The 12055-nt window shown below is 47.5% G+C and carries 9 protein-coding genes and 1 CRISPR repeat array; all 9 genes read left to right on the top strand.

The genetic code is table 11. From position 1 onward, the window contains the following. Positions 1-291, top strand: coding sequence for a CRISPR-associated endonuclease Cas2 (cas2, locus tag HW560_RS33090; protein ID WP_026081267.1), 291 nt, complete (start codon positions 1-3; stop codon positions 289-291). A gap of 194 nt (positions 292-485) precedes the next feature. Further along, a CRISPR array of direct repeats spans positions 486-4119; the repeat unit is 33 nt; unit sequence GTCGCACTCTGTATGGAGTGCGTGGATTGAAAT. Between the two features lie 257 nt (positions 4120-4376). Further along, a complete protein-coding gene (locus tag HW560_RS33085) occupies positions 4377-5006 on the top strand; it encodes a TetR/AcrR family transcriptional regulator (protein ID WP_179265674.1) in 630 nt (209 codons plus the stop codon). After that, a complete protein-coding gene (locus tag HW560_RS33080) occupies positions 5003-5968 on the top strand; it encodes an alpha/beta hydrolase (RefSeq protein ID WP_179265673.1) in 966 nt (321 codons plus the stop codon). Before HW560_RS33085 ends, HW560_RS33080 begins: the two co-directional genes overlap by 4 nt. 278 nt (positions 5969-6246) lie before the next feature. Beyond that, the gene (locus tag HW560_RS33075) at positions 6247-6456 is read left to right on the top strand and encodes a tautomerase family protein (RefSeq protein WP_179265672.1); all 210 of its coding nucleotides are present in this window, start codon (positions 6247-6249) and stop codon (positions 6454-6456) included. Between the two features lie 56 nt (positions 6457-6512). Beyond that, a complete protein-coding gene (locus HW560_RS33070; protein ID WP_063567852.1) occupies positions 6513-7430 on the top strand; it encodes an ABC transporter permease in 918 nt (305 codons plus the stop codon). Positions 7431-7442: 12 nt separating this feature from the next. Beyond that, a complete protein-coding gene (locus HW560_RS33065) occupies positions 7443-8321 on the top strand; it encodes a carbohydrate ABC transporter permease (protein WP_179265671.1) in 879 nt (292 codons plus the stop codon). Positions 8322-8363: 42 nt separating this feature from the next. Continuing rightward, complete coding sequence (locus HW560_RS33060) at positions 8364-9401, top strand: response regulator transcription factor (protein WP_179265670.1); 1038 nt, start codon at positions 8364-8366, stop codon at positions 9399-9401. Beyond that, on the top strand, positions 9398-11236 hold the full coding sequence (locus HW560_RS33055) for a cache domain-containing sensor histidine kinase (RefSeq protein WP_179265669.1): 1839 nt from the start codon (positions 9398-9400) through the stop codon (positions 11234-11236). Before HW560_RS33060 ends, HW560_RS33055 begins: the two co-directional genes overlap by 4 nt. 30 nt (positions 11237-11266) lie before the next feature. Beyond that, positions 11267-12034 (top strand): SDR family NAD(P)-dependent oxidoreductase, encoded by a 768-nt coding sequence (locus tag HW560_RS33050; RefSeq protein ID WP_179265668.1) that lies wholly within the window; start codon positions 11267-11269, stop codon positions 12032-12034. The last annotated feature ends 21 nt before the right edge of the window (positions 12035-12055 follow it).

Here is a 12055-nt window from a genome sequence, read left to right as displayed (position 1 = left end):
TTGCTTATTTTAATTACGTATGATGTGAGCACAATAGATAGTGAAGGTCGAAGAAGGCTATCTAAAGTGGCTAAAAAGTGTGTGGATCACGGTCAGCGAGTGCAGAACTCAGTATTTGAATGTATACTGGACGCTGCCCAGTTTAGACGATTAAGATTCGAACTGGAAGAATTGATTGATAAGGATACAGATAGTCTTCGATTCTACAACTTAGGCGATAATTACAAAAGTAAAGTCCAACATGTGGGAGCCAAAGATTCCTATGATATGGGTGATCCGTTAATACTTTAGCAGGTGCGAATGCCAAGCTCACATGATTTTCCTGGGGGATTCGCACCTCGGAATTTGTCGAAAATGTCCTTTTTGTGACCTTTTGGCAATGAATTTTAAGCAAATTCGATTGAGTAAAGGTTCTAACTAAGTTGAAATAACGAAAAGACGTTAATATCTATTCGAGAAATATTGCTATTACGTACTTTTTCGCTGTCGCACTCTGTATGGAGTGCGTGGATTGAAATCCCTTGTATGATGTGATGGCATCCGCGCGCGCTTGGTCGCACTCTGTATGGAGTGCGTGGATTGAAATACCCTACAATGATTCCACCGATTAGGGTGCAGCCAAGTCGCACTCTGTATGGAGTGCGTGGATTGAAATCATCCAGCAAGAAGGAAGCCCTGGCTTGATCTTGAGTCGCACTCTGTATGGAGTGCGTGGATTGAAATTTTCAATTTGCTAAGAGTCTAGTACCACAAATTAAGTCGCACTCTGTATGGAGTGCGTGGATTGAAATTCCCTGCATTATAGCAGAATCTATAGAAAAACATGTCGCACTCTGTATGGAGTGCGTGGATTGAAATCAGTAGTTAACTTGAACTACGATCTGGCAGACGTGTCGCACTCTGTATGGAGTGCGTGGATTGAAATAGAAAAGTCCATTGAGTTAATCGTGCTACCAACGTCGCACTCTGTATGGAGTGCGTGGATTGAAATTGAGCTGAAGAAGCTGACTCAAGAAAAGATTCGGTCGCACTCTGTATGGAGTGCGTGGATTGAAATCCAGATGTGGGTCGGAAGTCTATTGTTCCTGACGGTGTCGCACTCTGTATGGAGTGCGTGGATTGAAATATCCATACTGCTCATGAGCTAGGTTCGAACATTTTGTCGCACTCTGTATGGAGTGCGTGGATTGAAATGATGAAGAATACAGCGAATTTGAAGCATTCATGGCGTCGCACTCTGTATGGAGTGCGTGGATTGAAATGTATTTCTGGGTAAAAAAATTTAATAAGGTGGCAGGTCGCACTCTGTATGGAGTGCGTGGATTGAAATCCTGAGTTTAAACAGATCGCTGATGAACTGTATGAGTCGCACTCTGTATGGAGTGCGTGGATTGAAATTTAATGCTCGCTTGGTTGGATGTGATCCCTTGGCGAGTCGCACTCTGTATGGAGTGCGTGGATTGAAATATAAGGAACTCGGTGATACGTGTAGGGTCATTACCGTCGCACTCTGTATGGAGTGCGTGGATTGAAATTTATTTGTGTTAATCGCCAGTACTGCCAATGAACCGTCGCACTCTGTATGGAGTGCGTGGATTGAAATCCCTTTGATTTAGGTTGCCTTAACGACCCGACCAAGTCGCACTCTGTATGGAGTGCGTGGATTGAAATAGGCGAGGCATTTAAGCCCGTTTCAGGCGGCGGGAGTCGCACTCTGTATGGAGTGCGTGGATTGAAATGATGTACTCCTCGTCAATGCCCGTCAGGACGGCCGTCGTCGCACTCTGTATGGAGTGCGTGGATTGAAATCGAAAGGTACCGCGTATAACAGGCGTCCCGGCTACGTCGCACTCTGTATGGAGTGCGTGGATTGAAATACCTTTTGGTGATTGCAAATAAGAGCGGATGTCCAGGTCGCACTCTGTATGGAGTGCGTGGATTGAAATGTAACCAGCAAATAGCCAGTACTGAAAATGTACTGAGTCGCACTCTGTATGGAGTGCGTGGATTGAAATACACGCAATACCTACATAAGCTAACTCGCTTCCGTCGCACTCTGTATGGAGTGCGTGGATTGAAATATGATAAATGTAGTCGTCATTTTCCGGAATATACAGCGTCGCACTCTGTATGGAGTGCGTGGATTGAAATCGGCAGCTGGCTTGGATGTGAAATTGCTGAGAAAAGTCGCACTCTGTATGGAGTGCGTGGATTGAAATCTAGGGAACATAAAGCAGCCTTGAAATCGGCACAAGTCGCACTCTGTATGGAGTGCGTGGATTGAAATCTATGTAAAATATTGCGAGGAACTGAAGAAACTCGTCGCACTCTGTATGGAGTGCGTGGATTGAAATCGTTTTCGTAAGGTGCTCCATCAACCGATCCTCAGTCGCACTCTGTATGGAGTGCGTGGATTGAAATGTTGTCGGCCGCAATCTGTTCAACAGTACGCGGATGTCGCACTCTGTATGGAGTGCGTGGATTGAAATAATATGCGAAGAAAATTACACAAAAAATTGCGGCGGTCGCACTCTGTATGGAGTGCGTGGATTGAAATGAAACCGAACAACAGATTGAACAACGGAGTAGCAAGTCGCACTCTGTATGGAGTGCGTGGATTGAAATATCAATATACTGCGTGCCATTACAGACACTACAGGTCGCACTCTGTATGGAGTGCGTGGATTGAAATCTTTAAACATCCGAGCCATCTTATAGATACTGTTCGTCGCACTCTGTATGGAGTGCGTGGATTGAAATTAATACTGTGAACGTATGGTATTATAAAGTCATATGTCGCACTCTGTATGGAGTGCGTGGATTGAAATATAGGCTTACCGTCTGCCCGGGTGTAGGTTTCATGTCGCACTCTGTATGGAGTGCGTGGATTGAAATCCTTAAGAACAAACTTAACCCAGCCTTTGCAATCACGTCGCACTCTGTATGGAGTGCGTGGATTGAAATCGGCTAATGCAGCTACATCAACATTTGGTGATCGTGGTCGCACTCTGTATGGAGTGCGTGGATTGAAATTATCTCCGGTGCGAGACAGTCGGCAGAGTCATGGGGTCGCACTCTGTATGGAGTGCGTGGATTGAAATTGGGGAGTCCATCCATGGCGCCAGGTTCAACAGGGTCGCACTCTGTATGGAGTGCGTGGATTGAAATTGGTGGGTGTTCAACAAGGTCGCAGCGGTCGGTGGTCGCACTCTGTATGGAGTGCGTGGATTGAAATATTCATAGCCTTAAAGTCTATTGCCCGGGCCGCATGTCGCACTCTGTATGGAGTGCGTGGATTGAAATGGTTGGAAGATCGATGACAACGGTATGTTGGTCGAGTCGCACTCTGTATGGAGTGCGTGGATTGAAATCCTCAAGGATATGTCCGAAATTGCTGGACTCCTGAGTCGCACTCTGTATGGAGTGCGTGGATTGAAATACGCCACACCGACGCTCTAATGATTGTGTCTGGTCGCACTCTGTATGGAGTGCGTGGATTGAAATCTCGATGTTATAACCACTGTATATAACTTCTTCGCGTCGCACTCTGTATGGAGTGCGTGGATTGAAATCGATCGACCATGCGGAAACGGGAGCCATTGATGCGGTCGCACTCTGTATGGAGTGCGTGGATTGAAATTTCCGTAAACGATTCGAGATCAGACTGCCCCGCGTCGCACTCTGTATGGAGTGCGTGGATTGAAATTCCTCTTGCTGATACATTAAGTTGTTTGGTCGCTAGTCGCACTCTGTATGGAGTGCGTGGATTGAAATCGGGCTGTTGGTGTAAAGGTGAATCCGGCCAGGGGTCGCACTCTGTATGGAGTGCGTGGATTGAAATACATCAATATTGTCATTGAATATTTCACTGAGTTTAGTCGCATTCTGTATGGAGTGCGTGGATTGAAACACCAAATAGAACAGGGGATGTACCTGATGTTTCCCAGGTCGCACTCTGTATGGAGTGCGTGGATTGAAATACATCAATATTGTCATTGAATATTTCACTGAGTTTAGTCGCATTCTGTATGGAGTGCGTGGATTGAAACACCAAATAGAACAGGGGATGTACCTGATGTTTCCCAGGTCGCACTCTGTATGGAGTGCGTGGATTGAAATTGGTTTACGTTTATGAACCGATCAGCAAAATACATATGGAAAGCGAAACGTGTTCTTTCAAAGTAACCTGATACAAATAAGCCGGAGGCGCATGTTGGGCCGCACTCCGGCTTGTTTGTATTTGTAGAGATTCATCCTGCTTGGAAGTAAGCAAGCTAAATTAGCTCTTGCAATCATCCATAATTAAAGATATATTATTAATTAATTAATTAACTGATCATTTAATTAATTAAAGTTTATTAGAGAGGGGGATACATTTGGCAAGACCCATCAATGAAGAAAAAAGGTTGGAGCGTCGTAAACGGATCCTAAAAGAAGCAGTTGTTCTGTTCGCAGAAAGCGGATATTCAAATACTACAACGGCTATCATTGCGAAGAATGTGGGAGTGACTCCTGGAACCATTTTTCAATATTTCTCTAGCAAAGAAGCTTTATTCTATGCCGCTGTTCTTGAGCCGCTTGCTGATATACAGATGAGATCACTTGCTTGTCTACAACAAGAGGGAACGCCGGGCGCATTGATTAAGAACATGGTGGCAGAACAATTCAACCATATCTACTTCTATACCAATGAATTACGGCTTGCTCAATCGGTCTTAGGACAACGAATAAGATTCCCTGAACTTACACAGAAGGTCCTTGAAAGTATAAAGGTAATGACCGATGAGATCGAAAGTGTCTATGCCAAGGGACAATTAATGGGAGAGTTCAACAAAAGCTTTTCTCCCGCAATGATCTCCCGTGCTTATATCTCTTTCTTAAATGGTGTGGCTTTAACTCTTGGAGAAAGTATTCTTCATCATCCCGAGTGGGAAAATCTGAAGGGGCATGCCTTTTATTTGTTCGGACCCATATCACCTATAGAAAAACTGGAGGAGTCTGAATGAGTCAAGCATCATTAGAACCCAATCATAACGTTCGTGTGAAAAAACGGAACAACATTTTATGGAGCCTGGGAATCGTGCTTTTGCTTGTGGTGGCTCTTGTGTTTTTTATATCGTATAAAGTAGTAGACACCTTGCTGCATCATCCTAGAGATACGAATGTCAGCTACGAATTGAATATCAATAAAACGCCCTACGAAGAGGTCGAGTTCAAGAGTTTGAAAAATGATAATGCGATTAGAGGTACCTTCTTTCCTGCAAATCCTGGTGTTAAATCAAGCGATAAGACGATTATTATCGTCCATGGATATACAAGCAATCGTTTAGTCAAAGGGCGGACCCCAAAGTTAGTAGAGCATCTCGTTCCCAAAGGTTACAATGTATTGGCATTTGATCTCAGCTCGCAAGGTAAATCCGATGGTGATCTGATTACACTTGGTCTCAATGAAAAATATGATTTGCTGGGAGCCGTAGACTATTTAAAATCCAAAGACCATGCGGGGGATAACATTGGCGTGATCGGCTTTTCAATGGGTGCAGCTACTTCTTTGCTAGCCACAAGTGAAAGTGATGATATCCAAGCTGTAATCGCGGATAGTCCGTTTCGCAATGCCGGGCTATTTCTGAGAGAGGGCCTGCCTTTCTTTTCAGGTTTACCTGCGTTTCCATTCAGTTATACATCGACCTGGATGGCCAATTGGGTCTTTGATGTGGATCTTGATTCCGTATCTCCCATGGATGCGGTGAAAAAAATGCAAGACAAGCCCGTTATGCTCATTCATGGTACTGGAGATCAGCAAATCAGTTATAAAAATACAGAAATGATATACGAGTCCTTAAAAGATAATCCAAGCGCAGAAGTATGGTATCCGAAAAACACCGAGCACATCGATGCGATCAATCACTACCCCACTGAATATTTCCAGAGAGTAGATCATTTTTTGGATGAGTATATAGGAAAATAAATGTAGTCTTAGAGAGCTGAAATAGTAGAGGAGCTTTCTGACGAGGTGAAAAAACCATAATATCAAGCATTTTCAGCCTATAGCGTGCGAAACCGCTATAGGCTTATTTACATAGAAGAACAGTTGTTTTTAAAGCCTGAAATGGTGGCGCAAAGGCTGCTTCAACCTAAAAAAAACACAAGTGAACGAAAAGACAGTCCATTGTTGCTCTCTTACAGGAACGCTAAGATGAAGTTGTTGAAGCGTTTACATTACATGGTGAAGGGAGCTTAACTCGGATGCCAGAAATTACGATCAGGCTGTATGAAGGCAGGACGGATGAGCAAAAGCAGGAGATCGTGGAGGTGTTCACACGCGAGTTATCGCGTATTATCGATCGTGAGCCGGAGTACATTTCCGTTGAATTCAATGAAATCCCATGGGACGAGAACGTTCCTGATAATTTGAAAGCCATGCAATCACAGAAGCAAGGAGGGGAGAAGACGTGAAGCCGGCGGACATTGCGCCGCCAAGCCGAGGAACAGCCAGACTTAATTCGTCTGGTCTGGGCACTCGGCTCGGAGATGCGGGACGTTATCTGTGGCGATACCGGATACTATATCTGCTCTCTGTACCGGGCATCCTGTATTTTTTCCTCTTCAAATATGTGCCTCTGTTCGGCTCGATCATTGCTTTTCAGAACTACAACATTTTCAAAGGCATCACCGGAAGTGATTGGGTAGGCCTGGAGCATTTCCAGAAGATGTTCAGCCATTATGACTTTTTGCGAATTCTCAATAACACACTTCTGCTTGGACTATATGATCTGGTGATTGCATTCCCGGTTCCGATCTTACTGGCCATTCTGCTGAATGAAGTGCGGATGATTGTGTTTAAGCGTTTGCTGCAAACGATTGTATACATGCCCCACTTTCTGTCCTGGGTCGTCATTAGCGGCATCTTCATGGGTATTTTCTCGATGGATGCCGGGGTGGTGAACAAGGCACTTGGATTTCTGGGCATGCAGCCGATCTACTTTCTTGGAGAAGACTCGTACATTCGATCCATTCTGATCGGTTCGGGGATTTGGCGGGATTCCGGGTACGGCACAATTATTTTCCTGGCTGCCATTGCGGGCATTAATCCCGATCTGTATGAGGCGGCAGAGGTGGATGGAGCCGGACGTTTGAAGCAAATATGGTCGATTACCCTGCCATCCTTACTGCCGACGATTATGATTCTGCTGCTGCTGCACATTGGGAAGTTCCTCGATCTGGGCTTTGAGCGTGTGTTCGTATTCCTGAATCCGCTCAATCTGGAATCGGGTGAAATTCTCGATACGTATATCTACAAAGCCGGCCTGCTCTCACAGCAATACAGCTATACAACAGCCATTGGGTTGTTCAAGTCAGTTGTGGGTTTGATGCTTGTTCTACTCGGTAATTTCTTCAGCAAAAAAACAACCGGCGAAAGCCTGTATTAGGAGGCGAGATCGATGCGTTCCCCCAGTGTCCGTTACCGTATATTCCGCATTGGAAATCTCGTTTTTCTTACGCTGCTCTCGTTGACGATGATTCTGCCTTTCATTAATGTGCTGGCTCAATCTCTTAGCAGCTCGGAAGCGATCATGGGCGGAAAGGTCAGCTTCTGGCCTGTGGCTTTTACCTGGATCAATTATGAATATGTATTCGGCGATGCTTCGTTCTGGCGGGCATTTGCAGTATCGGTTGGGGTGACGCTGTTCGGGACGCTGGTCAATCTCGCTGCAACGGCATCGCTGGCGTATCCCGTTTCCCGTCCAGAGTACAAGGGGCGCTCTGTGGTCGTCATGTTTGTCCTAATAACCGTTGTATTCTCGGCGCCGCTCATTCCGAACTTTATCCTGATGAAAGAACTGCATCTGGTCAACAATCCGCTGGTACTGATTGTGCCAGGAGCGATCAATGCCTTTAACTTTTTCGTCATGCGCTCGTTCTTCGCACAGCTGCCGGGTGAACTGATCGACGCTGCCCGCATCGATGGCTGTGGGGAATTCGGCATCATCTGGCGTATCGTCATTCCCTTGTCCAAACCAGCCATGGCATCACTCGGTATTTTCTATGCGGTAGGCCACTGGAATGCCTATTCAACTGCGCTGTATTATCTGAATGATCCAGCCTGGTGGCCGATTCAGGTCACACTCAAGAAGCTGTTTGAAAGTGACGATATTTCCGTCGATGCGGGTTCTGCCGTTTACAGCACCCTTGCACATACATCACCGGAAGGCATCAAAATGGCAACCATCATTATCGCCACCTTGCCGATCATTATCATTTACCCTTTCCTGCAAAAACATTTTGTAAAAGGAATCATGGTTGGCTCCGTCAAATCTTAAGTACAAGAAGCAGACAGATCTGACGGAAACGGGGGAATGACGATGTTCAGAATCTTGATTACGGACGATGAACCGATGATTCGGATGGGTCTGGCGAAGATGATCAAGCAAGCGGGACTGTTCGACTGTGAGATTCGGCAGGCTGCGCATGGGGAAGAGGCCCTCCAGGTGGTAGAGGCCTTTCGGCCGCACATCCTGTTTACGGATATCCGCATGCCAACGATGGATGGTATTGAGCTGTGCCGACGTTTATCCGAGCAAGGAAGTACGATGCGCATTATTGTGGTTTCCGGTTATTCGGACTTTGAATATGCAAGAGCCTGTATGGATTATGGAGTAAAGCGATATCTGCTGAAGCCTGTGGCACGACAGGAGCTGCATGAACTGCTGCTCAAATTGCTGGCCACCGAAGAGGATAAACCTGCGGTTTCCCTTGTACCCGTGAGAGAGCTGAATGATTGGGCGATGCGTCTGGAAGAGGCTATATGGGAGTTACGGCAGTCCGATGTGACGGAGCTGCTCGCAGCATGGTCTGGTCGTTATCCGGCATATTCCTTGATGCCTGAGCAGACAGCGGAGCTTTTTCAGGAATTGCTGGAATTGATTGTGGCCCGCATGAACGCACGTGGCAACGGAACAATGAGTACATCCTGCAAGATAAATGAAAGCGCTTCCTCAAAAGAGTGCTTCGAGGCTCTGGGCAATGAGATCCACATATTAATGAAGACGATCAAGGAGCGGCGCAGCGGCAAGCGCAAACATCCGGTGGAAGAAGCAAAAGCCTATCTGGAGAAGCACTTGCGCCGCGAAGTCTCGCTGGACGAGATTGCTGCCAAGCTGGGCCTTAACCCGTCCTACTTTAGCCAGCTGTTCAAGCAGACGACAGGCCAGACCTTTATCCAATACCGGATACGCAGCAAAATGGAACTGGCCAAACGCATGCTGGAACAGCCGGGCAACCGGATTACGGATATTTCCTACGAAGTGGGGTATGCGGACCATCCCCATTTTACGAAAACATTCAAGAAAATTACCGGACTGACCCCGTCCGAATACCGCAGCAAGTTGGGCATTGAATGATGAAGCGCAGCCTGTCCATCCGCCTGTTCTTTCATTTTGCCGTCGTGATTACGTTGTCTCTGTCCGCCATCGGCCTGTTTACCTATACCTATGCCTCGACTGAAATGAACGACCAGCTTGCGGACAACATCGCCCAAACGATGCGCAATACGGCGTACCAGACTGATCTGTATTTGCAAAATTATGATCGTGCAACCTACTCCATTCTCTCGAACGGAAGTGTGAAGCATTTCCTCGATATGAATTCGGAGGACAGTTATGCCTATTACGAGTACAGCCGTCAGATTAAGACGAACGTGTTCCCGCCTGTTTTTATGTTATACCCACAGATCAAGTTTCTGTATGTTATCGGGGATAACGGGCGTGTTGTGATTGATGACAACCAGAATTCAGCCGGCATACCGGATATCGACGCGGCACAGCAGTATAAGGAGTTGCTGGCTGCAACCCCTGCAAATGGCGAATCGACGCTGCTTACCCGCAGTATTCGCAGTGGACAGAGTGCCAATGTGATTACGATCGCGCGCCGGATCAGAGGAGTGTCCTCCTATACGCCCAACGGAGTACTGGCGATGGAAGTAAATGTGCTGGAGCTTGACAAAATATGGGGAGAACTCGACCTCGGTCAAGGTGGGTATCAGTATGTGATGGATCAGAACGGAACGGTAATCTACACACCCGGGGACGAAGAGGCGCAGACAGCGATGCCGTCCAGCACGGTGAACAGGCTTATGCACATGGAGGCAGGATCACTGGAACAGAACACGGATCGCACCAAACGGCTGCTCATATCGGAGCTTTCTGCATATTCGGGATGGCGCTTTGTCGCTTCCGTGCCGCTGTCTGAGCTGCAAAGACCGATTGCAACGATCCGTTCGGCCACCTTATGGGTTGGTGCAGGAACCTTGCTCGCTGCACTTGTTGTGGCCTACCGGATCGGAGCATCTCAGGTGGAACCTATTCGTGTGCTGATGAACGGAATGAGACAGACGGAGAAGGGAATCTGGAACAAGGTGGAGATGAAGGAAAGGCGCGATGAAATTGGTGTGCTGATCCGCAGCTATAATCTGATGGTCAGCCGTCTGTCGGACATGATTGAGAGTGTATACGAGTCCGAGCTGCGCCGCCAGAAGTCGGAAATCGAGCTTCAGCAGGAGGCGCTGGAACGGCACCGTGCGGAATTTCAGGCGCTTCAATTGCAGATCAATCCGCATTTTCTCTACAACACCCTGGAAACGATCAAATGTTATGCCGTCGTACAGGACTCCGAAGAAATTGCACAGATGGTGGAATCCATGGCTCATATGCTCCGGTATTCCATTCAGACCAATCTGGAGGAAATTACGGTTGCGAATGAGCTGAAGCATGTGCTGGCCTACCTTTCCATTATGAAACATCGCATGGATCGGGAGCTTGAAGTTGAGGTCATCATTGCACCGGATCTGTTGTTGGAAAAAATGGTTCGACTCACTCTTCAGCCACTGGTCGAAAATGTGCTACAACACGCATTTCCACGAGGCATGGAGCCCGGTCACTTTATCCGCATCGATGCTCGGCGCCTGGAAGATCGCTTTCTTGTCATCGTCCAGGATAACGGCATGGGCATGAGCGAGGAACGCCTGGAGAAGCTGCGTGACCGTCTGGAATTGAATCGTCTGGCAGGAGAAGATTCCGATGATGTCTACCATCGCGGAGGCATCGGTCTTATGAATGTCCATCGACGGATTCAACTGGTATTTGGAGAATCATATGGCTTGATGATTGAGAGTGAGCAAGGCTTGGGAACGACCATTACGATGGCGCTTCCCGCAGATCAGCATAGTAAACGGATTTAATTGAACCTATATCAGGGAGGAAGATAGAACATGAATATCAACTTGCAGAACAAAATTGCGCTGGTTACCGGCTCCAGCGGAGGAATTGGTGCTGCCATTGCTGGGGCATTGGCACGTTGCGGAGCAAAGGTGGCTGTGAATGGCCTGCATAATATGGATCGGGCGGAGGAGGTAGTGACCGCCATCCGGGATGCTGGCGGTGAAGCAGCGGCATTTCGGGCGGATGTGACTGATACGAATGCCATAGAATCGATGGTTGGGGATATCACACTCCGCTTCGGCGGTCCGATTGATCTGTTGATTAATAATGCGGGGCATCTGGTGGAGCGAAGCCCCATTGAAACAATGAGCGAGGAGTTGTACAGCCGGATTATGGATGTCAATCTGAAGAGCGCCGTCTTTGTCTCCAAAGCGGTCATTCCTGGCATGAAGGCGGTTGGAGGCGGCCGAATTATCAATCTGACTTCCGTAGCGGCTCATAATGGTGGCGGGCCGGGTGCAGCTATTTACGCAGCATCCAAGGCGGCTGTCATTGCGTTAACCAAAGGACTTGCCAAAGAACTGGCTCCTGGCGGGATTACGGTCAATGCCCTTTCACCGGGCTTCATCGGACAAACGGCGTTCCACGCTACGTTCACCTCGGCGGAAGGCCGAACTTCTGCGGTAAGCAGCATTCCGCTTGGGCGGGAAGGGACTCCCGATGATGTCGCAGGAGCGGCGCTGTACCTGTGTTCCGAGCTGGGTTCTTTTATAACCGGAGAAACGATTGAAATCAATGGCGGGATGTACATGCGTTGATGCTACACCATTGCGATAAGG

The sequence above is a fragment of the Paenibacillus sp. E222 genome (assembly GCF_013401555.1).
Lineage (GTDB): Bacteria > Bacillota > Bacilli > Paenibacillales > Paenibacillaceae > Paenibacillus.
The sequence above is the reverse complement of the archived record's forward strand: the minus strand, read 5'-3'. Positions and strand labels throughout refer to the sequence as shown.

Bases quoted from the DNA above. Each gene is read 5' to 3' on its own strand.
- HW560_RS33065 (WP_179265671.1), top strand. From the start codon at position 7,443: ATGCGTTCCCCCAGTGTCCGTTACCGTATATTCCGCATTGGAAATCTC.
- HW560_RS33055 (WP_179265669.1), top strand. From the start codon at position 9,398: ATGATGAAGCGCAGCCTGTCCATCCGCCTGTTCTTTCATTTTGCCGTC.
- HW560_RS33080 (WP_179265673.1), top strand. From the start codon at position 5,003: ATGAGTCAAGCATCATTAGAACCCAATCATAACGTTCGTGTGAAAAAA.
- HW560_RS33060 (WP_179265670.1), top strand. From the start codon at position 8,364: ATGTTCAGAATCTTGATTACGGACGATGAACCGATGATTCGGATGGGT.
- HW560_RS33075 (WP_179265672.1), top strand. From the start codon at position 6,247: ATGCCAGAAATTACGATCAGGCTGTATGAAGGCAGGACGGATGAGCAA.
- HW560_RS33050 (WP_179265668.1), top strand. From the start codon at position 11,267: ATGAATATCAACTTGCAGAACAAAATTGCGCTGGTTACCGGCTCCAGC.